22 protein-coding genes are annotated in these 25166 nt (G+C 19.2%); 6 read left to right on the plus strand and 16 right to left on the minus strand.

The features are described from left to right. Window positions 1–7: 7 nt before the first annotated feature. The 15 genes from nuoL to parC all read right to left on the minus strand — a co-directional run bounded on the left by nuoL (window position 8) and on the right by parC (window position 19077). Complete coding sequence (gene nuoL, locus GJT95_RS01835) at window positions 8–1891, minus strand: NADH-quinone oxidoreductase subunit L (RefSeq protein ID WP_169786067.1); 1884 nt, start codon at window positions 1889–1891, stop codon at window positions 8–10. Beyond that, window positions 1888–2190, minus strand: coding sequence for an NADH-quinone oxidoreductase subunit NuoK (gene nuoK, locus GJT95_RS01840; RefSeq protein ID WP_169786068.1), 303 nt, complete (start codon window positions 2188–2190; stop codon window positions 1888–1890). Before nuoK ends, nuoL begins: the two co-directional genes overlap by 4 nt. Before the next feature lie 38 nt (window positions 2191–2228). Beyond that, window positions 2229–2729, minus strand: a complete 501-nt coding sequence (locus GJT95_RS01845; protein ID WP_169786069.1) for an NADH-quinone oxidoreductase subunit J — start codon at window positions 2727–2729, stop codon at window positions 2229–2231. 23 nt (window positions 2730–2752) lie between these two features. Further along, the gene (nuoI, locus tag GJT95_RS01850; protein WP_169786070.1) at window positions 2753–3295 is read right to left on the minus strand and encodes an NADH-quinone oxidoreductase subunit NuoI; all 543 of its coding nucleotides are present in this window, start codon (window positions 3293–3295) and stop codon (window positions 2753–2755) included. 17 nt (window positions 3296–3312) lie between these two features. Further along, window positions 3313–4287 (minus strand): NADH-quinone oxidoreductase subunit NuoH, encoded by a 975-nt coding sequence (nuoH, locus tag GJT95_RS01855; protein WP_169786071.1) that lies wholly within the window; start codon window positions 4285–4287, stop codon window positions 3313–3315. Next, window positions 4284–7016: an NADH-quinone oxidoreductase subunit NuoG gene (gene nuoG, locus GJT95_RS01860; RefSeq protein WP_169786072.1), complete on the minus strand. Its 2733-nt coding sequence runs from the start codon at window positions 7014–7016 to the stop codon at window positions 4284–4286. The genes nuoH and nuoG overlap by 4 nt, the downstream gene beginning before the upstream one ends. 92 nt (window positions 7017–7108) lie before the next feature. Next, a complete protein-coding gene (gene nuoF, locus GJT95_RS01865; RefSeq protein WP_169786073.1) occupies window positions 7109–8389 on the minus strand; it encodes an NADH-quinone oxidoreductase subunit NuoF in 1281 nt (426 codons plus the stop codon). Continuing rightward, the gene (gene nuoE / locus GJT95_RS01870) at window positions 8337–8882 is read right to left on the minus strand and encodes an NADH-quinone oxidoreductase subunit NuoE (protein WP_169786074.1); all 546 of its coding nucleotides are present in this window, start codon (window positions 8880–8882) and stop codon (window positions 8337–8339) included. The genes nuoF and nuoE overlap by 53 nt, the downstream gene beginning before the upstream one ends. Window positions 8883–8891: 9 nt before the next feature. Further along, window positions 8892–10718: an NADH-quinone oxidoreductase subunit C/D gene (gene nuoC / locus GJT95_RS01875; RefSeq protein ID WP_169786075.1), complete on the minus strand. Its 1827-nt coding sequence runs from the start codon at window positions 10716–10718 to the stop codon at window positions 8892–8894. 19 nt (window positions 10719–10737) lie between these two features. Continuing rightward, entirely contained in the window at window positions 10738–11400 is a 663-nt protein-coding gene (locus GJT95_RS01880) for a NuoB/complex I 20 kDa subunit family protein (RefSeq protein WP_169786076.1), read from the minus strand. Window positions 11401–11431: 31 nt separating this feature from the next. Next, window positions 11432–11737 carry an NADH-quinone oxidoreductase subunit A gene (ndhC, locus tag GJT95_RS01885; protein ID WP_246225718.1) on the minus strand — a complete coding sequence of 102 codons (306 nt, stop codon included), beginning with the start codon at window positions 11735–11737 and terminating at the stop codon, window positions 11432–11434. 111 nt (window positions 11738–11848) lie between these two features. Continuing rightward, the gene (gene thrC, locus GJT95_RS01890) at window positions 11849–13156 is read right to left on the minus strand and encodes a threonine synthase (RefSeq protein ID WP_169786078.1); all 1308 of its coding nucleotides are present in this window, start codon (window positions 13154–13156) and stop codon (window positions 11849–11851) included. Further along, entirely contained in the window at window positions 13153–14094 is a 942-nt protein-coding gene (thrB, locus tag GJT95_RS01895; RefSeq protein WP_169786079.1) for a homoserine kinase, read from the minus strand. The genes thrC and thrB overlap by 4 nt, the downstream gene beginning before the upstream one ends. Before the next feature lie 22 nt (window positions 14095–14116). After that, window positions 14117–16573, minus strand: a complete 2457-nt coding sequence (thrA, locus tag GJT95_RS01900; protein ID WP_169786080.1) for a bifunctional aspartate kinase/homoserine dehydrogenase I — start codon at window positions 16571–16573, stop codon at window positions 14117–14119. A gap of 251 nt (window positions 16574–16824) precedes the next feature. Further along, window positions 16825–19077 carry a DNA topoisomerase IV subunit A gene (gene parC, locus GJT95_RS01905; protein WP_169786081.1) on the minus strand — a complete coding sequence of 751 codons (2253 nt, stop codon included), beginning with the start codon at window positions 19075–19077 and terminating at the stop codon, window positions 16825–16827. Between the two features lie 197 nt (window positions 19078–19274). Here parC and GJT95_RS01910 point away from each other — a divergent pair, with 197 nt between their 5' ends. Continuing rightward, complete coding sequence (locus GJT95_RS01910) at window positions 19275–20351, plus strand: 3-deoxy-7-phosphoheptulonate synthase (RefSeq protein WP_169786082.1); 1077 nt, start codon at window positions 19275–19277, stop codon at window positions 20349–20351. Between the two features lie 18 nt (window positions 20352–20369). Then, window positions 20370–21443 carry a bifunctional chorismate mutase/prephenate dehydrogenase gene (tyrA, locus tag GJT95_RS01915; RefSeq protein WP_169786083.1) on the plus strand — a complete coding sequence of 358 codons (1074 nt, stop codon included), beginning with the start codon at window positions 20370–20372 and terminating at the stop codon, window positions 21441–21443. 68 nt (window positions 21444–21511) lie between these two features. Here the strand turns inward: tyrA and bamD are convergent, their stop codons facing one another. Next, window positions 21512–22237 (minus strand): outer membrane protein assembly factor BamD, encoded by a 726-nt coding sequence (gene bamD / locus GJT95_RS01920; protein ID WP_169786084.1) that lies wholly within the window; start codon window positions 22235–22237, stop codon window positions 21512–21514. A gap of 63 nt (window positions 22238–22300) precedes the next feature. Between bamD and GJT95_RS01925 the strand changes: the two genes are divergently transcribed. The 4 genes from GJT95_RS01925 (at window position 22301) to GJT95_RS01940 (ending at window position 24974) form a co-directional block, all read left to right on the plus strand. Further along, on the plus strand, window positions 22301–22480 hold the full coding sequence (locus tag GJT95_RS01925) for a S4 domain-containing protein (RefSeq protein ID WP_169786085.1): 180 nt from the start codon (window positions 22301–22303) through the stop codon (window positions 22478–22480). An 8-nt stretch (window positions 22481–22488) separates the two neighbouring features. After that, window positions 22489–23247, plus strand: coding sequence for an RluA family pseudouridine synthase (locus tag GJT95_RS01930; protein WP_281352184.1), 759 nt, complete (start codon window positions 22489–22491; stop codon window positions 23245–23247). 141 nt (window positions 23248–23388) lie between these two features. Then, complete coding sequence (locus GJT95_RS01935) at window positions 23389–24069, plus strand: DsbA family protein (protein ID WP_169786086.1); 681 nt, start codon at window positions 23389–23391, stop codon at window positions 24067–24069. 41 nt (window positions 24070–24110) lie between these two features. Further along, complete coding sequence (locus GJT95_RS01940) at window positions 24111–24974, plus strand: 5'-3' exonuclease (RefSeq protein ID WP_169786087.1); 864 nt, start codon at window positions 24111–24113, stop codon at window positions 24972–24974. Window positions 24975–25166: the final 192 nt, after the last annotated feature.

A 25166-nucleotide genomic window follows, 5' to 3' on the forward strand; every position in this document is an offset into this window, starting at 1 on the left:
AAATTTATTATATAAAATAATATTGATTATTAATAAATATTGTTAAATATACTAAAATTAGTATTGTTCCTATATATATAGATAATATATACCAACGAATATATCCATTTTCACTTATTAATAATAAATATCCTATTTTATTTAATAAATTTATAAATAAATAATCTATTATTTTTGAAATAGGATCATTTTTTATTAACGATAAAAATCGTTTAAAAATATTTGTAAATAAATTTTTATAAATATTATCTATATAATAACCATTTAAAAAAAAATCATTTATAAAATAAAAATAATAATAATAATTTTTAATAATTTTTTTTACTAAAAAATTATTTTTTATATAAAAAATATATAATAAACAACTATTAATTAAAATTAATACAGATATTATTTCTAAAACAAAATAATTTCTATGATTTAGAATTAATAATTTATTAGGAAATAAAAATTTTTGTTTTATTGGTAATAATGTTACACCAACATAACTAGATAATATTGTTAATATTATTAATGGAATATTATGTATAAATGTATTATTTTTAATTTTATTAAAATAAATATTACTTTTACCATAAAAAATTTTATAAATCATACGAATAGTATATAAAGCAGTAAAAATACTACCTATAAAGCTAATAATAAGTAGAAAATTATATTTATTTACAAAAATTTCATATAGTATCTTTTCTTTTGTAAAACCACTCATAGTAATAAAAGGTAATGAAATTAAAGATATTGAACCAAATAAAAAAATATAGTATATAAATGGGAAATATTTTTTTATTCCTCCCATTTTTAATATATTTTGTTCATTCCTACATAAAGAAATAATAGAAGCAACACATAAAAAAAGTAATGCTTTAAAAAAAGCATGTGATATTACATGAAATAAAGAAGCTTTCCATGAATTAATACCTAATGCTACAAACATATAACCAATTTGGCTCATTGTAGAGTATGCCAAAATACGTTTAATATTATTTTGTATTAACGCAGAATAACCAGATAATAATATTGTTATAGCACCAATAATACTACATAAAAACAAGATGCGGGTATTCATTAAAAATAAAATATTATTACGCAAAATTAAATAAATACCAGCAGTAACCATAGTAGATGCATGAATAAGTGCAGATACAGGAGTAGGTCCAACCATCGCATCTATTAACCAAGTATTTAATGGAAATTGAGCTGATTTACTTAAAGATCCTATAATAATCATTATAGATATTATTTTTAAATAATATGCTTTATAATAAATAAAGGATGATGTTGAAATATTAAATATTTCTGAAAAATTAAAAGTATTAAATATTTTAAATATAAAAAATATTCCAATAATTAAAAAAATATCACTAAAACGAGTTATTAAAAATGCTTTTATAGCAGATAATCCATTTAATGATTTCTTATAAAAGAATCCTATTAATAAATAGGAACACACTCCTACTCCTTCCCATCCAAAAAACATTAAAATAAAATTATCAGCTAAAATAAGTAATGTCATATTAGCAATAAATAAATTAGTATATGCAAAAAATCTAGAATATCCTTCTTTATTTTTCATATACCAAATAGAAAATATATGGATAAAAAATCCTACCCATGTAGTAATAAATAACATAGTTAGAGATAACATATCTAAATATAAATTGAAATTAATATGTAGAGAATTAATACTTAATATTTCCCATAAAAATTGTTTATAAAACAATAATTTACTTTTTAAAAAAATATATCCTATTATTAATGTTAATATTGCACTTATACCTATACAAATAACTCCTATTATTGAAATTTGAGTTTTATTTAAATAATTAGAAAATAATGATAGTATTAAGAAACTAGTTAATGGCATTAAAATAATTAAAAAAAGTAATTTCATCCATTCATCTCACTAATTGAATCAATATTAATATTATTTTTATAAAAATATAATTTTATTAATAAAATTAAACCTATACAAGTTTCTATAGCTGATATACTAATAGATATAATGTACATAATTTCTCCTTCTGTTTGTTTCCAATAATTACCAGAAATTATACATGACAAAGCAGAAGCATTAACCATTAATTCAGTACAAATTAAAATATACAACATATTATTTCTAATTAATATTCCTGTTAATCCAATAATAAATATTATAATAATAAATATTAAAATATGATATAAAGGTATCATTTTATATTCTTCTTTATTGTATAGAAATAAATAAAATTTTAATTTTTTCTTTTATTTCCTATATGTAAAACAATAATTATACCTGATAATAAAAGTATAGATATTAATTCTACAATAATTTTATATTGTGTAAATAAATTTATACCAATATTTTGTATATTAATAAAATTATGAATAATTAATTTTTTTGTATACAAATGTTTTAAAATATAAAATATTAATATTAAAAAAAAGAAATTTATAATTAAAATATTAATTAAAAATAATTTTTTTTTGTAAAAAAAAAACTTTTCTTCTAACTCAATATTTTTATAATTTAAAAACATTAAAACAAATATATATAATATAATAATAGATCCAGTATATATAATAATTTCTAGTGCTCCAGCAAAATAATTACCTAATAAAAAAAATATACATGATATTGAAATTAATGAAATTAAAAAATATAACAATGTATAAATAGGATTAACACTAATAATAATTAAAAATGTAAAAATTATTGATACAAATCCTAATAAATATAATATTATTTCCATATAAAATACCTCTATAATTAAAATTATGGTAAAATATTTTTTATATCTACTTCTATACTTGAATTTTCTATATTATTTTTTTTATTATTTTTAATTTTAACTCCTGAAATATTATAAAAATTATATTTTAAATCTTTTCCGGGATTGTTAATTAATAAATTTTCTTTTTCATATATTAAATTTTTTCTATTAAATTCACATAATTCAAAATCTGGAATTAATTGTATAGCTGATGTAGGACAAGCTTCTTCACAAAATCCACAGAAAATACATCTAGAAAGATTTATTCTAAAAAATTTAGCATATGATCGTTTATCTTTATTTATAGATTTTTTTAAAGTTATACAACTAACTGGACAAACAACTGCACAAAGATTACAAGCAACACAACGTTCATTATTATCTAAATCAGATGTTAATACTATTCTACCTCTATATCTTGGTGGTAAATAAATTTTTTCTTCTGGATACATTATTGTTTCTCTTTTACTAAAGAGATTTAATAAAATAAAAAAAATACTTCTTATTTGACTTATTATATTAATAAAAAATTTTTTAATGTTCATTATTTAATTTTAAAAAGTTATTTAAATTTTGTTAAACATGCAGTAAGTATAAGATTAATTAATGTTAATGGTAAACATATGAACCATCCAAAATATATTACTTTATCATAACGAGGTCTAGGCAATGATGCTCTTATTAAGAAAAATAATATTATAAATATAATAGTTTTAATTAAAAACCATATTATTGGTGTAAAAAATGGTCCTAACCATCCCCCAAAAAATAAAATAACAATTAAAGAAGATAATACTATTATATTAATATATTCTCCTATAAAAAAAAGTCCAAATTTCATTCCAGAATATTCAATATGATAACCATCAATAAGTTCTTGTTCTGTTTCTGGTTGATCAAAAGGATGTCTATGACATAATGCTATAGAAGCAATTAAAAATGGTATAAAACCAAAAAATTGAGGAATAATATTCCAATAATGTTTATACTGATAATAAATTATATCTAACAAATTAAAAGATTCTGTTTGACAAACAATACCCATTAATGATAATCCTAAAAAAATTTCATAACTAATAATTTGTGCTACTCCTCTTATTGCTCCCAATAAAGCATATTTATTATTACTTGCTAATCCTGCAAATAATATCGAATATACTGAAATACTAGCCATCATAAAAAAAAAAAGTATTCCAATATTTAAATTAGATATTATTATATATGGAGTAATAGGTAATATAGCAAAAACAGATAATAATGTATTAAATGCTAAAATAGGAGCTAAATTAAATAATAATTTATTTGAAAAATTTGGATTCCAATCTTCTTTAAAAATAATTTTTATCATATCAGCCAATACTTGGAGACAACCAAATAATCCTACTCTATTAGGACCATAACGGTTTTGAAATAAAGCAAGTATACGTCTTTCTATAAAACTTAAAAAAGCACTACTTATTAATAATAATAATAATATAAATAATATTTGTAATACATAAAATAATTTTATAGAATTAAATAAAGAAAAAAATATCATTTTAATACCTTTATTTTTTCAATAATTTTACCTAAAAAAGATAATGGAATATTTTTAACTCCTAATGGAAGGCTTATTAAGCCTTGATTTAAAAATTTTGAAATATGTGTTTTTAGTATAAAAATATTATTTAAACAATATAATTTAACTAAATAATTATTTAAAATTCCTAATTGTTTAGCATCATTTTTATTAAAAATTACATAATAATTCTTAAAATATTTTTTTATTAAATTAGATTTTTGCATTAAACTGTTATTTTGAAATAAATTTTGATGTGCAATAATTATTAATTGGTTATTGTGATTAACATTATTATTTTTATGATATATTCTTTTAATATGTATTTTACATTTATTTTTTTTACAAATTTTAAATCCTGTAATACCATATTTAGATGAAATGCCAATTTCTTTTTGAAATTTATGTAATGCTTGGGAAGAATTCCATCCAGGAGCCCATAAAAATGGTATATGTGTATAATTAATATCTGAACCATAATTTCCTTCCATAGAAAAATTAAAAATAGTATCTTTATCTTTAGGTTGTTGAGGTTCATGTATATTTATATTAGAAAACATTGATGTTCTCCCACTATATCTAATAGAAGATCTTGCAAATTTTCTATTATATACTTTATAAGTAGCAGGTGGTGCTGCTAAATTAATACCATTAAGTATTGGGATATATTTTTCACATTTTTTTATAATTTCATCTAAAGTAATATTTTTATTGAAACCATTTAATTTTGCATATATTTCATATATCCATTTCCAACTAGATTTTCTATCATTATTTTTATTATAAAAAGAAGGATTATAAACTTGAAAATATCTTTGTGCTCTACATTCGTTATTAATAACGGTACCACTATTTTCCATAAAATTTGTTACTGGTAATATTATATTAGCTTTTTTCATAGTTCTAGTAACAATATGATCCAATACAATTATATTAGGAATATTTTTAAAAAAATTATTAAGTATATTTTTATCTTCATAAATATATAAATCATTTTCCATTATAAAAATAGTATCTATATTAGAATTAATATGCGTAATAGATTTTTTTTTTAGAAATAAACTATTTAAAGATTTTCCTTTAATTAAACCAGTTCCCATACTATTTACTTCATTTAATACATAAAATAATCCTACATTTTTATTTTTTTTATATAATTCTTTGGCTATTGAATATGATGCTGAAATTAATGATAGAGAATTAGAACTTGTTCCAGAAATAATTAAAGGTTTTTTAGAATTTAATAATATTTTTTTTATTTTTATAATTTTTTTTTTAAATATTGGATCATTTATAATGATATTATTATTTTTAATATAATCTGCTAATGTAAAAATTAATATAGATTGATCTAAAGTAGATGCATAATAATTCAATAAAGAAATATCATCTAATAACGTTTCATCATTACTTGTTATTAATAACGGATTTAATTTTTTATTTCTCATATTTGAAATTGCATCAGCCTTCCAATAAGGAATATCTAAATTATTATTTTTAATATTAAAATATTTTTTTATAGCTTGTCTAACTGCTAAAGCAGCTCTAGGATTAGTATTACTTAGATCTTCTCCTATTATTAAAATCGTATCATAATTTTCAATTTCAGATAATGTAGGAAAATATATATCTGTATTTTGTATTATATCAATAATATAATTAATTTGTTTTTTTTCATTTTTTAAAATACCTAAATAAAAATTATTTTTTCCGACTAATTTTTTTAAAATAACATTACTTTCTATACTTGCTCTTGGTGAGCCAATACCAATTATATTTTTAGAATTTAAAATTAAATGGATAATTTTTTTTAAAATTTTATCATAATTAAAAATAAGTTTTTTATTATCTTGATAATATATAATTTTAATAGGATTATTTTTTAAATAAGTATAATCATAACCAAAATAACCTTTATCACATAAAAAATAATGATTTATTTTTTCATGAAATCTATTTTGTATGCTAGACAGTTTTCCGTAACGTTCTCCAATAAAAATATTACATCCTAATGAACAATTTTGACAAATACTTGGAGCATATTGTAAATCCCATTTTCTTGAATAATTTATATTATAAACTTTATCTGTAAAAACTCCAGTAGGACATAATTCAATTAAATTACCAGAAAATATATTTTTTAATCTACCATGTATATATCTACCAAAATAAATATTATTTTTAGATCCAAAAACATTAAAATCTTGTCCATCTGCATAATCTTTATAAAATCTTACACAACGATAACATGTAATACAACGATTCATTGTATGAGAAATAAAAGGACCTAAATATTGATTTTTATATTCTCTTTTAAGAAAATTATATCTACGATTATTATGTCCTGCCATGACAGTCATATCTTGTAAATGACAACTACCACCTTCATCACAAATAGGACAATCATGTGGATGATTTAACATTAATAATTCAATATTTTTTTTACGAAAATTAATTAAATCACTATCATTAATAATAATATGTGAATTATTGATAGGCGCAGACATGCAAGACATAATTATATATTCATTTTTTTTTTTTGGATCATCAGATTGTTTTATTGCACATTGGCGACATGATCCTATACTTCCTAAAACAGGATGCCAACAAAAATATGGTATATCAAAACCTAAAGATAAACATATTTTTAATAAGTTATCTTTTTCACTAACTTTATATAATTGACCTTCTATATTAATATCAATCATAATATATATTCCTTACTACTATTTAGTAGTATAAAAAATATTTTAATTTATTATTTATAATATATAAGTTAAAATTTTTATATAAAAATTTTTTAATTCATTACTCCATATTTAAATTCATTTAAAAAATATTTCAATGCACTATTTAAAGGTTCCATCGCACTCGGAGCATGAGCACAAAAAGCTCCCCCATTAATTAATTGATTACTTATATCCTTAAGAAGGTAAATATCTTTTTTAAATCCTTTTTTTTTTTCTAGTTTATTTAATATTTTAACAATCCAAGGCAAACCTTCCCTACAAGGAGTACAAAAACCACAAGATTCTCTAGCAAAAAATATTTCTAAATTTTTTAATATAGATATAATACTTATACTTGTGTCTATCGCAAGAGATATACCAGTTCCTAATCTACTACCAGCTTTACTAATATTTATAAAATCCATTGGTAAATCTAAATGATTTTTTGTTAAAAAACCAGTTCCTGCACCACCTGGTTGCCAAGCTTTTAAAAAAAATCCTTTTTTCATTCCTCCTGCATATTTTTCTAAAACTAAACGAGCAGGTGTTCCAAAAGGTAATTCCCATACTCCTGGAGTATTAACATTTCCTGAAAAACCTAACATTTTTGTACCAGTATCATATATACTATTAGATATATTATGATACCATTTAGGTCCATATTTTATTATACCAGGTATATTAAAAATAGTTTCAACATTATTAATACATGTAGGTTTACCCCATAAACCAATCGTAGCTGGATATGGAGGTTTAAAACGAGGATTAGGACGTTTTCCTTCTAAAGAATTAATTAAAGCTGTTTCTTCTCCACATATATATCTTCCAGCTCCTGTATGGAGGTATAAATCAAAATCAAAATTACTATCTAATATATTTTTTCCTAAAAATTTAGCATTATATGCTTCTTTTATCGCTATATTTAAAATTTTTATACATTTTATATATTCTCCTCTTAAAAAAATATATCCTTTATTAGCTTGTATAGCAAAAGCACTTATAATTATTCCTTCTATTAATTGATGTGGAATATGTTCTATTAAAAAACGATCTTTATATGTTCCAGGTTCCATTTCATCAGCATTACATAAAAAATATCTAATTTCATCATCATTTTTTTTTGGAGGAATTAAACTCCATTTTAATCCAGTATAAAATCCAGCACCACCTCTACCCTTTAATTTTGATTTTTTTACAATATTAATTATATCTTGTGGTGTATTTTTAATTAAACTATTTCTTAAAATTTTATAACCATCTTTTTTTATATATTTATTTAGAAATAATGTTTTATTTTTATTAATACGCCATGTTAGAGGATGTGTTTCTGGATTTGGTTTTATAATTTTCATTAATATAATTATCCAATATTTGATCTATATAATTAATAGATAATGAAGTATAAATTTTTTCATTAATCATTATAACAGGACTATTTTCACAATGTCCTAAACAACATATAGGTATTAAAGTAAATAATTTATCAGAAGTTGTTTCTCCAGATTTAATTTTTAATTTTTTTTTAATATGTTTTAAAATTTTTTTATATTTTGTTATATAACAAACAATACTATCACAATATTTAATAACATATTTACCTACTGGAGATCGAAAAATTTGACTATAAAATGTTGCTATACTATCAATTTTAGAAGGATTTATATTTAAAATATTAGAAATATCAATAATAATTTTATCTGATATCCATCCATATTTTTTTTGAAAAAATATTAATGTTTCAATAATCATTGCGTTATTACATTCATAATTATTTAAAATTTTATTTATAATTTTAAAATCTTTTTTATCTAAATATAAACTAATATTTTTATTTTTTTTTTTCATAATATTATTTTAACGATCTACATCAGACATAACAAAATCAATACTTCCTAAATAAGCAACTAAATCAGATACTAAACTACCACAGATAACAGATGGTATTTGTTGCAAATGAGGAAAACTAGGTGTTCTTATTCTAGTACGATAACTAGTTGTATTACCATCACTTATTAAATAATAACTATTAACACCTTTAGTAGCTTCAATCATTTGAAATGATTCATTAGCAGGTATTAAAGGCCCCCATGAAACTTGTATAAAATGATTAATTAAATTTTCTATGTTATTTAACATTTTTTTTCTAAGTGGTGGAGTTGTTAAGGGATGATCAACTTTATATTCTCCTTCAGGCATATAACTTAAGCATTGTTTTATAATATGTAAACTTTGCCAAATTTCTTCAAATTTTAATAATACTCTAGAATAACAATCACTAATATTATTCCCAATAGGGATATCAAAATCAAAATTTTCATATCCTGAATAAGGACGCCATTTTCTTACATCAAAATCTAATCCGGTAGCTCGTAAACCAGCACCGGTTACGCCCCAAGATATTGCTTCTTTTTGATTATAAACTGCTATATTTTTAGTTCTAGATATTAAAATACTATTTTGTAAGGCTGTTTTTTTATATAGAATTAATCTTTTAGGCAACCATGTTAATAATTTTTGTATTAGAATATTCCATTTTTTAGGTAAATCTTGTGCTAATCCTCCTATTCTAAACCAAGCAGGATGCATTCTAGCACCAGTAATTGCTTCAATGATATCATATATTTTTTGTCTATCTGTAAAAGCTAAAAAAACAGGAGTCATCGCTCCTACATCTTGTATAAAAGTTGAAAAATATAATAAATGACTATTAATACGAAATAGTTCAGATAACATTATTCTAATTACTTTAATTCTATCAGTAACAACAATATTAGCTAATTTTTCTATTGCTAGAATATAAGGCATTTCATTTATACATCCACCTAAATATTCAATTCTATCTGTATATGGGATATAAGTATGCCATGTTTGTCTTTCAGCAATTTTTTCAGCGCCTCTATGATGGTAACCAATTTCTGGTATACATTGTATAATTTCTTCTCCAGATAGTTGTAAAATAATTCTAAATACACCATGTACAGAAGGATGATTAGGTCCTAAATTAAGATACATATAATCATTATATTTGTTTTTTTCTGATGTATTAAAATCATGTGGAAAAAATTTTGTTGCTTCAATATCTGTTTTATATTTTTCTTTTGTTAAGATATAGGGTGTTAAATCAGTAGCTCTAGAAGGGAAATCTTTACGTAATGGATAACCATTATCCCAATTTTTTGGTAATAGAATATGTGATAAACAAGGATGATTAATAAAATTAATTCCAAACATTTCCCAAATTTCTCTTTCATACCAATTTGAATTTTTAAAAATTCCTGTGATACTATCAATAGATAATGATTTTTTTTTAAAAGGAATTTTTATAATAATATCAGAATTTCTATTAATAGAAATTAAATGATAAAATAAAGAAAAATCTATTTTTTTCATTAGATAAAATTTATTTAAATGCAATCTTTCATCTATGCCATGCATATCATATAACATATTATATGGATTATGAATAATTTGTGAAAAAAATTTCATAAATTTTATCAGATCATCAGATTTAATCCAAATAACTAATGGCATTTTTTTATTATAACCATTTTGTATAATAAAATCTTTAAAAGAAAATTTTTTATTTAATTCATCTATTATAGGTTCTATTTTCTTTTTAGAAAACGATTTATTATGTTTATCTCCTATTTTAGTAACTATTTTATTAAAAATATTATTCATAAATAAATACCTATAGATATTATATGTTTTTTGGTGATTTAAATTTAATATTTTTATTATAAAATTTTTTATTAGGTGATTTTATTTTAGCTTTATAAATACCTTGATCTCCTATTATCCAAGATAAAGGACGTCTTTCATAATTAATGGATTTTTGTAATAATAATAATGCTTGTATATATGCTTCTGGTCGGGGAGGACATCCTGGAATATAAATATCTACAGGTAAAAATTTATCTACTCCTTGTATTACAGAATATATATCATACATTCCTCCAGAATTAGCACATGATCCCATCGAAATAACCCATTTTGGTTCTAACATTTGATCGTATAATCTTTGTATTATAGGAGCCATTTTTAAAAAACATGTTCCTGCTATTACGATAAAATCAGCTTGTCTTGGAGAAGCTCTTAAAACTTCAGAACCAAAACGAGAAATATCATTAATGGATGTAAATGATGTTGTCATTTCAACATAACAACATGATAATCCAAAATTATAAGGCCATAAAGAATTTTTTCTGCCCCAGTTAATAATTTGATGAGTAATTTTTTTTAAACTACCTAAAAAAATATTTTTATTAACTTGTTCATCTAATGGATCTGTACTAATATATTTTTTTTCTTCTAAAGGATATTTTTTTTTTTTATTTTTATATTTATTAAGAATATATTTCATATTGTATTATATATTTATTATTTTAATATTATTAAATATTTCTATATTTCGAGTTTAATATATTTGTTTTAAATAAATAAAATAAAGTAATTAAAATAGTTAAAATAAATAAAATTCCTTCAATAAAACCTTCTAATCCTATTTTTTTTATAGAAAGAGACCATAAATATAAATATAAGGATTCGACATCAAAAATAATAAAAAATATTGCTATTAAATAAAATTTAATATGTATTTTTATTTGTGAATTTCCATAAGACATAACACCTGATTCAAATGGTATTTGTTTATCTAAATTAGATGAACGTCCCCCTAAAAAAAATGATATTAATATCATTATACAACTAGTAAAAATGGCAAATATTTGAAATAAGATGAAATATTCATGATTATAAGTCAATTTATGTATTAACATAATTAATATTCTTTATATAAAAATATATGTAGTTTAGATTATATAATTTTTTATTAAAAAATTTTTTAAAACTAAAAAATTATTAGGTAATTTATAAGATAAATTTTCTTTTTTTATACAATTAGTTAAAATTTTAGGTAACATTATTTTTTTATGTAAAGTATTATAGATATATTCTTTAAATTTTGCTGGATGAGCAGTACCAAGAAATATATTAAAAGTATTTTTTTCTAAAATATATTTTTTTAATGCACAAAAACTTACAGCTGTATGTGGTTCTAAAATATATTTATATTTATTAAATACATTTATTGTTGTTTGTGTTGTTTCTAAATCTGTTATAGATTTAGATTCTAATAAATTTAAATTCCAATTATTAGTTTGAAAAATTTTTTTAATTCTAGGCCAGTTATTAGGTATACTTACATCCATAGCATTAGATAATGTAGATATAGTTTTCTTAGGTTCCCAATGTTTTAAATTTAAATATCTAGGAATTGTATCATTTATATTAGTTGCAGCTATAAATTTATGTATAGGCAAACCCATAACTTTAGCTATTAATCCAGCAGTTAAATTTCCAAAATTTCCACTTGGAACTGATATAATTATTTTTTTTTTTCTTTGATCTAAAGGTATTTGACTAAATGCTTCAAAATAATAACATATTTGTGCAAGTAATCTACTAATATTTATTGAATTAGCAGAATTTAAATTTAAAGTTTGTTTTAATTCTTGATCATTAAAAGATTTTTTAATAAGTTTTTGACAATCATCAAAATTACCTTTAATAGCAATAGTTTTTATATTATTTCCTAATGTACAAAATAATTTTTCTTGTAAAATAGAAATTTTTTTATAAGGATATAATATTACTATTTCAATATTTTTAATATTATAAAATGCATGAGCAACAGCCGCTCCAGTATCTCCAGAAGTAGCAGTTAAAATAATAATTTTATTTTTTTTTCCTTTATTAAAAAATTTTAGCATTTGTGCCATAAAACGAACACCAAAATCTTTAAAAGCTAAAGTAGGACCGTGAAATAATTCTAAACAAGCAAGATTTTTATCAAAAATATTAAAGATTAAGGGAAAATTAAATCCTTTTTTTATTTTTTTATTTAAAATATTTAATTCCATTTCTTTTTCTAAAAAAAGTGAAAGTATATAACTACTTTTATCTATAAAATTAAGATTTAATATATTTTCAATAGTTTTATTATTTAATTTAGGTATGTATTCAGGAAAAAATAAACCTTGATTTATACCTAATCCTTGTTGTAAAGCTTGACTAAAAGTTTTTTTTTCTTTGTGATAATTAATATTATAAAATTTCATTTACTCTCCATAATTTTAGTTCCTATATTATTTATTTTACATATATGAACAAAACCTGTTTTGTTTTTTAAATAATTTTTTTGTAACCAATTAACCATATTATATGCAATATTTAAATTATTAAAAATACTAAATATAGTAGGTCCTGACCCTGAAATACCATAACTTAAAGCTCCTAATTTTTTTGCTGTACAAGAAATTTTATCAAAATTAGGTATAAGTGATTTTCGATATGGTTCGGCTATAAAATCCTTCATTAATTTTGCAGCTAGTAGTTCATTTTTTGTATATATAGCATTAATAAATCCAGCTAAATATTGATTTTGTTTAATAAAAATTTCTTTTTTATATAATTTTGGTAAAATTTTTCTAGAAGAAAATGTAGATAATTTTATTCCAGGATATGCTATTACCCAAAACCAATTTTGAAAAATTGGTAAATTTTGAATAATTAAGTCATTTTTGTTTATAATTAATATTAATTTCATACCACCTAATAAACATGGTGCAATATTATCATAATGTATTTTGCCAGATAAAAATCCTTCTAGTTTTCCCATTAATTTTAATAGAGTTAAATTATTTAATGGATTATTACAAAATAAATTTATTGCTTTTAAACAAGCAACTATAGAACATGCACTTGAACCTAATCCTGATGCAACAGGAATATTTTTTTCTAAAACTATTTTTAAAGGAATTTTTTTTCTAATTTTATCACAAAATTTTATCCAACAATTAAAAATAATATTTTCATAATTATTTTTTGGTAAATCATTAAAAAATAAACCTTTATTTATTAATTCAAATTTTTTAGAAGTAGAAATTGTTATAAAATCTCCTAAAATTCCTCCATCTATTCTAGATAATGCTATTCCTAATGAATCAAAACCTACATTAATATTACCAATAGAAGCAGGAGAATAAATTTTTATCATAAATAATAATTCCTTATTTATTTTATAAAATTATATGCAATAAATCAGTTAATGCTCCTGCTGCAGTAACATTATTACCAGCTCCGTATCCTCTTAATACTAATGGATAAGGTTGATAATAATTAGTATAAAAAGCAAAAGAATTTTCTCCATTTTTGATATTAAAAAATGGATGATTATTATCAATTTGAATAATTTTTACTTTACATATACCTTTTTCATCAATACTTCCTACATAACGTAGAACTTTATTATTTTGTTTTGCATATTCAATTTTTTTTATGTAAATTTGATTTATATCTGATAGAGAATTAAAAAAATCTTTCATAGAAAGATTATTGTTTAATTTATTAGGTATAACAGATTCAATGATAATATCTTTTAATTCTATATTAAAACCAATTTCTCTAGCTAATATAAGTAATTTTCTTGCTACATCTATACCTGTAAGATCTATACGTGGATCTGGTTCTGTAAAACCCATTTTTTGAGCCATTATTATAGATTCAGATAAAATAATTCCTTCTTCTAGTTTGCCAAAAATAAATGATAGCGAACCAGATAAAATTCCAATAAATTTATTAATTTTATTACCTGTTTGTAATAAATTTTTTAAAGTACTAATAACTGGTAATCCAGCACCAACATTTGTTTCATAATAAAATTTTAAATTTAATTTACTTGCTGTTAAACGTATTTGATTATAGTATTCCATACTAGAGGAATTTGCTTTTTTATTAACAGCTATTATATTAAAACCATAGTTAAAAAAATTGATATATTGATCAGCAATTCTTTGTGAGGAAGTACAATCAATAATAACTGGATTAATTAATTTATATTTATCAATATGTTGTAATAAATATTTAATCTGATTTTTATTAAAAGGATGATATTTAATTTTTTTTTGCCAATTTTTAATATTAATTCCATTAAAATCTATTAATGAATATTTTGTATTTAAAATACTACAAATTTTTAAAATAATATTTTTTTTTTTAAAATAATTTATATTTTGATGAATTTGTTGTAATAAAGTACTTCCAATACCTCCAGTACCTATAATAAAAATTTCTAATATTTTATTTTTATGAAATAAAATTTCATGTGTTATTTTTATAATATTTTTTGCATAGCATTCTTTTATAGCAACAGTAATATAATTTTGGAAAATATTTTGTGATATACCAAAAATATTGGTTTTTGTTATTTTAAATATTTTTAAAAAATTGGAAATTATATTTTTAGAATAATTAACTTGATTAATAATTAAAGTAACTAATGATAATTTTTGAATAATTTTTATAGATTTAATTAAATTATATTTAAATTCTAAATGAAATTCTTCTTCTAACAAATTTTTTAAATTATTTAAATCTTTATCTAATAAAAATACATTAATATTACAATCTTCAGAAGATTGAGTTATAAAATAAATAGATATTTTAGATTGTAATATAAAAAATAATATTTTTGATATAATATTATTTATGTATTTATTTTTATTACCAAAAATATTTAACATTGATATATTTTTTAATTTAGTAATACTTCTTATTTCAGGTAATAAATATTTAGTCATATCAAAATTTTTAATTAAAGTTCCATTAAATTTAGAATTCATTATATTTTTTATAACACAAGGTATGTTTGTTTTTAACATAGGTAATAATGTTTTATAATGGATTACCTTAGCACCAAAATATGATAAATTAATTGCTTCTTGATAATTAATAAATTTTAATAATTGTGCATTAGATATAATATTAGGATCTGCAGTATAAATACCATTAACATCAGTCCAAATTTCACAACAACTAGCTTTAAAACAAACAGCCAATACTGTAGCAGAATAATCTGAACCATTTCTACCTAATAAAACAGTCTCCTTATTTTTATTAACAGCAGAAAATCCAGGCATTAATATTAAATCAATATTTGACAAATCAATTTTCTTAAGATTTTTAGAAGTTATAGAAATATCTACTGTTGATTCTAAATAATTACCATAAGCTAATAAGTATTTTTTAGGAGAAATAATATATATTTTGTATTTTTTTATATTTAATAAAGATTCTAATAAAAGTATAGAAAATTTTTCACCTTGCGATAAAATTTTTGCTTTAATTATATCCGGACAATAATTTATTAATTGAATACCTTGTAATAGATCTTCTATTCTAGATAATATCTTATTTATTTTATTATGTAAAATAATAATATCTATATTATTAACTTTTTTTTTTAAATCATTAATTAAATTAATAAAAAAATCTTTTATATATATAAAAGATTTTTTACAATTTTTTTTTTCTAAATTTTTTTTTATTATTAATTCTAGACTATTAGTAATAGTTGCTGGAGCAGATAAAACAACAGCTATTTTTTCTTTTTTCAAATAATTATTAATTATATTTGTCACTAATAAAAATTTTTCTGCATTTTTTAATGAAGTTCCACCAAATTTTAATACTTTCATATTATTAAACCTATATCAATTCATAAAATATAAAAATATAAATAATTAAATATTTATGGTTTTTATAAAATAAATATACATTAATACAATTATTATTAATATTAAAATATTAAATTTATTTTATATAAATTATTAGTTAAAACTAATTTATATTTTAATGTATAGATTAATTATATTAATTATTTGTTTTTAAAATAAATAATTTTTTAAAAAAAATAAATTTACATGAAATTAAATATTAATAAATTATTTTAATAATTATTTTTGATAAAAATATCTTTAATATTTTTTATATTTTTATAAAAAAAACCTTTTTTACCTTTTAATGAATAAAATTTTTTTATTTCTTCATAATTTAATATAAACTGTTCTTTATTAGTTTTTATATAAATCATAGAATTTTTATTAATACAAAATATCCATTTTAATTTATCTTTATTTTGGATAAAATCTTTTTTATTAATAAAAATTAATCTACTTCCTTTTCCTTTAGATAATTTAGGAATTTCATTAATTGAAAATAATAAAAATCTATTTAATAGAGATATAGTTAAAATTTTAGTATTTTTATTTTTAATGACTAAAGGTGATAATATTTCTGCATTTTTAGATAAAATCATAGATAATTTTCCATTTCTATTACATGCAATTAAATCATGAAATTTACATATAAAACCGTAACCTGAACTAGAAGATAAAATAATTTCTTTATTAGAAGATTCCATTAATAAACTTTTAATTATAGATCCTTTAGAAATGTTTAATTTAGCATTTAAAGGTTCTCCTTGACTTCTTGCTGCAGGTAATGAATGTGTATCAATACTATAACTACGTCCAGTAGAATCTAAAACTACTATAGTTTGATTTTTTTTTCCTTTTACAGAAAGTAAAAATGAATCTCCAGATTTATAATTAAGGTTTAATGGATCTATAGTATGTCCTTTTGCACATCTAATCCATCCCATTTTAGACAAAATAATTGTTATAGGTTCACTTAAAATTAATTCTGATTCATTTAATAATTTTGCTTCTTTTCTTTTTTTTAAAATTGAACGACGATCATCATTATAATAATTAGATAATAATGATATTTCTTTTTTTAATAAAATATTAATTTTTTTTTCTGAAGATAATATTTGTATAATATTTTTATATTCTATTTCTAATTTTCTTTTTTTATTTTTTAAATTTTTTTCTTCTATAAATGAAATAGAACGTAATTTAAAATTAAGTAAAGTTTCTATTTGTAAATTAGTTAAATTAAATTGTTTTTGAAAAATAGGTTTAGGATCTATATTTAGACGAATAATTCTAATAAATTTTTCTAAATTTGAATATACAATTAGTAATCCTTCTATAATATGTAATTTTTGAATTATTTTTTCTAAATAAAAATGTAAACGTTTTTTTACTATTATTTTTCTAAATAAAATCCATTCTGATAATATTTCTATCAAGTTTTTTACAGCTGGTTTATTATTTAAACCAATCATATTTAAATTAATACGATAACTTTTTTCTAAATCAGTAATAAAAAATAAATGCAACATAATTTGTTCAATTTTTAAATAATTAAAATTATTACGAATAAAAATAACTATTCGTGTAGGATTTTCATAATCAGATTCATCTCTAATATCCTCAATCATTGGTAATTTTTTATTTCTCATTTGTGTAGTAATTTGTTCAATAATACGTATTCCTGAAATTTGATAAGGTAATGATGTAATAATTATTGAATTATTTTTAATTTTCCATATTGCTCTCAATTTAATTGAACCTTTACCTTTTTCATATATTTTATATATTTCATCTTTAGATGTTATAATTTCACTTCCTGTAGGAAAATCTGGACCTTGTATTGTATTTAAAAGTTCATTTAATGAAATTTGAGGATTATCAATAAGTTGAATTATTGCACTAGATATTTCTTTAATATTATGTGGAGGTATATCTGTTGCCATACCTACTGCTATTCCTGTTGATCCATTTAAAATAATATTAGGTAAACATGCAGGTAATATTTTAGGTTCTAATAATGTACCATCAAAATTAGGAATAAGATCAACAGTACCTTTTTCTATTTCATTTAATAAAATATTAGAATATTTAGATAAACGAGATTCTGTATACCTCATTGCTGCAAATGATTTTGGATCATCTTGAGCTCCCCAATTACCTTGACCTTCTATTAATGGATATCTATAAGAAAAAGTTTGTGCCATTAAAACCATCGCTTCATAACATGCTATATCTCCATGAGGATGATATTTACCTATTACATCACCAATAGTTCTAGCAGATTTTTTATATTTAGATGAAGATTTTAATCCTAATTCAGACATAGAATATATAATTCTTCTTTGAACTGGTTTTAATCCATCTCCAATATGTGGTAATGCTCTATCAGATATTACATAAATAGAATAATTTAAATATGCATTTTCTGCGAATTTATCTAATTGTATAGATTCTATTATATTTTTTTTTAATAATTTATTCATTTGATATTTCCTAATAAAAATGTTTATATAAAAAATATTTTAATTATAAATAATATTTATAATATTTTAATTATAAAAAAATTATTTTTATTTTTAATTTATATTTTAAAAAATTTAAATATGAATTTTATTGAATTTGATAGAATAAATATGTTATTTTTATGCAATAAAATTTTTATATATATGGATATTTTATTATGCAAAAAAATAATTTTGATAATAAAAATAATTTAATTACTCCAAAAGAATTAAAAAATAAATTACCAATATCTCAAGATATTAAAAATAATATATTAATATCACGTAAAATTATATCAAACATTATTAATGGCAAAGATTGTAGACTTTTAATTGTTTGTGGACCATGTTCTATACATAATATTGAAGAAACTATAGAATATGGAAATTTATTAAAAAATTTATCTTTAAAATTAAAAAAAAATATATATTTTGTTATGCGAGTATATTTTGAAAAACCTAGAACAATTTTAGGATGGAAAGGGTTAATTAATGATCCATACATGAATCAAACTTTTAATATAAATAAAGGATTATATTTAGCCCGTAAATTATTAATAAGATTAGCTACAAAAAATATATTATTAGCAACTGAAATATTAAATCCTAATACATTTCAATATATAGATGATTTATTAAGTTGGGTGGCTATTGGAGCTCGTACAGTAGAATCTCAAATTCATAGAGAAATAGCTTCTTTAATTAATATTCCTGTAGGATTTAAAAACAATACAAATGGTGATATTAATGCAGCTATTAATGCTATCCAAGCATCAGCTATAGAACATCATTTTATTAGTTTAAATCAAAATGGAAAATCATATATAGTTAATACTATAGGAAATAAAAATTGTCATATTATCTTAAGAGGAGGTAAAAAACCTAATTATTACAAACATAATATAATAAAATGTGAAAAAATTTTATTAAATATCGGATTAAAATCTAAAATAATGATAGATTGTAATCATGGAAATTCTAATAAAGATTATAAAAAACAAATTTTAGTTATTAAATCAATAATTTCTCAAATTAAAGAAGGAAATATATCTATTATAGGAATAATGATAGAAAGTTATATTAATCAAGGAAATCAAATTTTAAATCTTAAAAATAATAAAAAATTAAAATATGGAATTTCAATCACAGATGGATGTTTAGATTTTAAATCTACAGAAAAGATTTTATTACAAATAAATAATGAATTAGATTTAATACTTAAAACACGTTTTTTTAAAAAAAAAAATAATCATTAAATATAAATTTAAAATAATATGCTAAATAAAATAAATTTATTACGTAATCAAATTGATGCTTTAGACATACAATTATTAAATATTTTAAAAAAAAGATTAAATTTAGTAAAACAAATTGGATTAATAAAATATAAAAATGGATTACCTATTTGTTTCCCAGAAAGAGAAAAAAATATTATTAAATTAAGAAGACAAGAAGCAAAACAAAAAGGAATATCTCCTGATTTTATAGAAGATATATTATATCGTATAATTAGTGAATCATACCTTCATGAAAAAAATAAAATATTTAAAAATTTACAACCTAATTTTCCTACAATACTTATTATTAGTAATAATAAAATAGGTTCTTTTTTTCAAAAAATGTTAATATTAACGGGATATAATATTAATTATATGGAAGAAAAAAATTTAAATATAAATAATATAGATTCCATATTTATGGATATAGGTATGATTATTATTGATGTATCTATTTCTTTTTTAAAAAAAATTATTAAAAAATTATTAATTTTACCTAAAAATTGTATTTTAGTTGATTTATCTTCTACTAAACAAATTTCTTTTAAACTAATACTTAAAATATATAAAGGACCTGTTCTTGGTTTATATCCATTATTTAATATAAAAAAGAATTTTTTTTTAAAAGAATCAATAATGTATTGTCATGGACATAATAAAAAACTTTATTTTTGGTTTTTAAAGCAAATAAAAGTTTGGGGAATAACTATTTATAATATTGATGTTATAAAACATGATCAATATCTATTTTTTATAGAATCATTAAAATATTTTTTTGTATTTACATATATAACTTTATTATCTGAAAATAAAATCTCATTAAGTAAAATATCTATTTTATCACAACCTATACATGATTTAAATTTATTTATTTTAAAAAATTTTTTTATTTATGATATACAATTATATATAAATCTTATTTTAAAATTTAAAAATAATAAAGAAAAGATTAAAAAATATTTAATTTGTATAAATAACTTATTTTTTTTAATTAAAAATAATAAAATAAATAAAATAGAAAATATTTTTAAGAAAATACAAAATTTATTAAAAAATAATATTAAAAATTAGATTTTAAATTAATGATAAAAATATTAAAAACTTAATATTAAAAAATATTAAGTTTTTTTATTATAGTATTAAAAATTGTTAAGTTTTAATTTATTTAAAGAATTATTTAAAATTTTTTTTATTATATTAGTATTAATATCATTATACGGACTATTTTTTAAAAAAATTAAACATCTATTAATTGTTGATATATATTTTTTTTTTTGATAAAGAAATTTAATAATATTTAAATCAAAATTTTTAATACGTTGGTTCATGTGAATTAATTTTTTTTTTAAAAAAGGAATATAAATACTATTTGGATATTTTTTAAAAAATATTTTTGTATCATTAATAGCCAACTGAGTATAAAATGGATTACAATTTTTTCGATTAATTTTAAATAAATTTTGTATTTTACTATTTGTATCTAAAGATATCTCTGTTATTATTTTAATATAAAAAATATAACTCATAAATGCAGAATGATCATATAATTGTATAAATTCATCTATTAATTCTAAAACAATCAAAAAATTATGTTCTAAATAATTTAAATAAATTAAAGAAATTAAAATTTTTTCAGTATATATATTATTTGGATAATTAATATATAAATTATTAAATTTTAATAAAGCTTGATCATATTTTTTTTCAGATAATAATTTTATAGCATTTATATATTCTTCTTTTAAAGGAATATCAAAATATCTTTGCTCATATGTATATTTATCATATTTACAATTAACTGTAATTAATAATATTAATATTAATATATTAATTAAAACTATTTTTTTATTTATAAAATTTTTCATTTTTTTAAATTTATTATAATATTATATATTAAATATAATCTATAATTTATAAATCTTAAATAAATGAAAAATATTAATTTAACTTTTAAAGTTAATCTTTTATATAATAAAAAAAGATTAGATTTTTTCCTTAAAGAAAAAATATTACAATGTTCTAGAACACAAATAAAAAAATTAATACTTTGTAATAAAGTTCAAATTAATTATAAAATTATTAATATACCTAAAAAAAAATTTTTTTAGGAGACATAATTAAAATTAATACTTTTATTTTAAATAAAAAAATAATATGGAAAGCACAAAATATACCATTAGATATAATTTATGAAGATCGATATATTTTAGTTATTAATAAAAAATCTAATATTGTAGTACATCCTGGTAATAAAAATATAGATAATACTATATTTAATTCAATAATATATTATTATCCACATGCAAGAGATATACCTAGAGCAGGTATTGTACATAGATTAGATAAAAATACTACTGGATTGATGATAATAGCAAAAAATATTTATTCTTATTTTTTTTTAAAACAAGAATTAAAAAAACATAATATAATTAGAAATTATGAAGCTATTGTTAATGGGATTATTAAAAATAATAATATTATAGATTACCCAATAAAACGTATATATAAAAAAAATAATATTTGCATGAATGTACATCCATTAGGTAAATCAGCAATAACAAAAATTTTTATAAAAAATATTTTTCAAAATCATACTCATTTAAAAGTTCAATTAAAAACAGGTAGAACTCATCAAATTAGAGTTCATTTATCATATATTAAACATAGTATTGTTGGTGATCAGATTTATAAAAATTATATTAACAATATTAAATTTTATGAAAAAAAAATTAGTAAAATAATTAAAAGACAAGCTTTACATGCACGTTGTATTAAATTTATACACCCATTCTATAATATATTAATAAAATTAAATACAATTTTACCAAATGATATAAATAATTTGATTAATTTTTTAAAAAATGTTAATATATAATTTAAAACTTTTAATTTTTTATATTAAAAGTTTTGATATAAAATTAACAAATTTTTTTAAAAAATAGTTTGACTTTAAATATCTAGTAAAATAGATATTAAATCATATTAATCTTATATTTTAATTAAGAGTTATAAAACTATGATAAATATAAAAAAAAAATGTGTATTATTTTTTAGTATATTATTTTTAGTATTAGTTACATCTAATAATTGTTTTGCATATAGAAATCCACCAAAAGAACCTTTTTACGAAAAATTAACAAAAGAAAATCAATTATTATATAAAAAAGAATTTGGTAATAAACCAGTTATAATTGAATTTTTTTCATTTTTATGTCCTCATTGTTATGAATTTTATAAAAATATTAATAAAAAAATTTTTATAAATAAAATTCCTAAAAATATTAAAATTATAAGAATTCATTATAGTAAAATGGGGCAAGAAAATGGATTTGCTACTTTATTAGGTTATACATGGGTTGTTGCTAAAATATTAAATGTAGAAAATAAAGTTATGGGTCCTATTTTTGATGGTATCCATAATACTGAAACCATTCATGATTATAAATCTATAAAAAAACTTTTTATAAAAATTACAGGTATAACTAGTAATGTATTTGATGCGGCATGGAATAGTAATATAGCAAAAACATTATTTGAAAAAGAATACGATTTAGTTGAAAAACTTGATATACATTTAGTTCCAGATATTTATATTAATAATAAATATGTAATTAATTTATCATCATTATATGATACTTATGAAAATAATCTTTATTCACACTATATAGATTTAGTATTAAAACTTTTAAAAAAATAAATTTTTTTTTAAAAAAAGATTTAATTTAGTAATATAAATATATGAAAAAAAAAATAATTTTAATAGATGGAACATTTTGTTTATACCGTGCATATTATGCTTTACCTAATTTAATTAATAGTAAAGGATATCCTACTGGTGCAGTATATGGTTTTATTAATATTTTTAATAAAATTGTAAACATGAATATTAATAGTTATTTTTTAATTATATTTGATACTAAAGGAGAATCTTTTAGAAAAAAGATTTTTAGTAAATATAAATTAACTAGAGTTAATATGCCGAATAATTTAGTTATACAAATTAAACCTTTGTATAAAATTATACAGGCTATGGGATATAATATTATATCTATAAAAAATACAGAAGCTGATGATATTATTGGTACTTTATCAATATATGCAGAAAAAAAAAATTATTTAATTTTTATTTTTAGTTTAGATAAAGATATATCTCAATTAGTTACAAAAAATATTAAAATAATAAATCCAATTAATTACTCTATTTCTGGACCACAAGAAATATATAATAAATATGGAGTATACCCAAAATTTATTAGTGATTTCTTAGCATTAAGTGGAGATTCTATAGATAATATTCCTGGGGTCCCAGGAATAGGGGCTAAAACAAGTCAAAAATTAATTAATAAACTAGGAAATTTAAAAAATATTTATCATAATATAAAAAAAATTAATAATATTAGTTTTAGAGGAGGAGAAAATATAAAAAAAAAATTAATAAAATATAAAAAATTAGTATTTTTATATCATAAATTAACAACGATTAAAACTAACATTATTCTTGATCAAGAATATTTAAATTTTAAAACTAAAATTAAACCAAAAAAAAATTATTTAAAATATTTATTTAAATTGTATGAATTTAATAAATTAATTAATAAATAATAATTTTAGTTAATATTATTATAATAAATTTTATAAAATTTAAAAATTAACATTTGTTTAAATATTTTAAATATATAATATTGATAAATATCAATACATATTTTTTTACAAAAATATATGTTATCTTTATTCTAATAATAAATATAATTAAGGTTATTTAATTTAGTAATTAAAATAATAATAAAAATTATT

The sequence above is a fragment of the Enterobacteriaceae endosymbiont of Donacia crassipes genome (assembly GCF_012569785.1).
Lineage (GTDB): Bacteria > Pseudomonadota > Gammaproteobacteria > Enterobacterales > Enterobacteriaceae.

Bases quoted from the DNA above. Each gene is read 5' to 3' on its own strand.
- nuoL (WP_169786067.1), bottom strand. From the start codon at position 1,891: ATGAAATTACTTTTTTTAATTATTTTAATGCCATTAACTAGTTTCTTA.
- nuoK (WP_169786068.1), bottom strand. From the start codon at position 2,190: ATGATACCTTTATATCATATTTTAATATTTATTATTATAATATTTATT.
- GJT95_RS01845 (WP_169786069.1), bottom strand. From the start codon at position 2,729: ATGGAAATAATATTATATTTATTAGGATTTGTATCAATAATTTTTACA.
- nuoI (WP_169786070.1), bottom strand. From the start codon at position 3,295: ATGAACATTAAAAAATTTTTTATTAATATAATAAGTCAAATAAGAAGT.
- nuoH (WP_169786071.1), bottom strand. From the start codon at position 4,287: ATGATATTTTTTTCTTTATTTAATTCTATAAAATTATTTTATGTATTA.
- nuoG (WP_169786072.1), bottom strand. From the start codon at position 7,016: ATGATTGATATTAATATAGAAGGTCAATTATATAAAGTTAGTGAAAAA.
- nuoF (WP_169786073.1), bottom strand. From the start codon at position 8,389: ATGAAAATTATAAAACCAAATCCAGAAACACATCCTCTAACATGGCGT.
- nuoE (WP_169786074.1), bottom strand. From the start codon at position 8,882: ATGAAAAAAAAAAATAAAAATATTAGTTTATATTTAGATAAAAAAGAT.
- nuoC (WP_169786075.1), bottom strand. From the start codon at position 10,718: ATGAATAATATTTTTAATAAAATAGTTACTAAAATAGGAGATAAACAT.
- GJT95_RS01880 (WP_169786076.1), bottom strand. From the start codon at position 11,400: ATGAAATATATTCTTAATAAATATAAAAATAAAAAAAAAAAATATCCT.
- ndhC (WP_246225718.1), bottom strand. From the start codon at position 11,737: ATGATATTAATATCATTTTTTTTAGGGGGACGTTCATCTAATTTAGAT.
- thrC (WP_169786078.1), bottom strand. From the start codon at position 13,156: ATGAAATTTTATAATATTAATTATCACAAAGAAAAAAAAACTTTTAGT.
- thrB (WP_169786079.1), bottom strand. From the start codon at position 14,094: ATGATAAAAATTTATTCTCCTGCTTCTATTGGTAATATTAATGTAGGT.
- thrA (WP_169786080.1), bottom strand. From the start codon at position 16,573: ATGAAAGTATTAAAATTTGGTGGAACTTCATTAAAAAATGCAGAAAAA.
- parC (WP_169786081.1), bottom strand. From the start codon at position 19,077: ATGAATAAATTATTAAAAAAAAATATAATAGAATCTATACAATTAGAT.
- GJT95_RS01910 (WP_169786082.1), top strand. From the start codon at position 19,275: ATGCAAAAAAATAATTTTGATAATAAAAATAATTTAATTACTCCAAAA.
- tyrA (WP_169786083.1), top strand. From the start codon at position 20,370: ATGCTAAATAAAATAAATTTATTACGTAATCAAATTGATGCTTTAGAC.
- bamD (WP_169786084.1), bottom strand. From the start codon at position 22,237: ATGAAAAATTTTATAAATAAAAAAATAGTTTTAATTAATATATTAATA.
- GJT95_RS01925 (WP_169786085.1), top strand. From the start codon at position 22,301: ATGAAAAATATTAATTTAACTTTTAAAGTTAATCTTTTATATAATAAA.
- GJT95_RS01935 (WP_169786086.1), top strand. From the start codon at position 23,389: ATGATAAATATAAAAAAAAAATGTGTATTATTTTTTAGTATATTATTT.
- GJT95_RS01940 (WP_169786087.1), top strand. From the start codon at position 24,111: ATGAAAAAAAAAATAATTTTAATAGATGGAACATTTTGTTTATACCGT.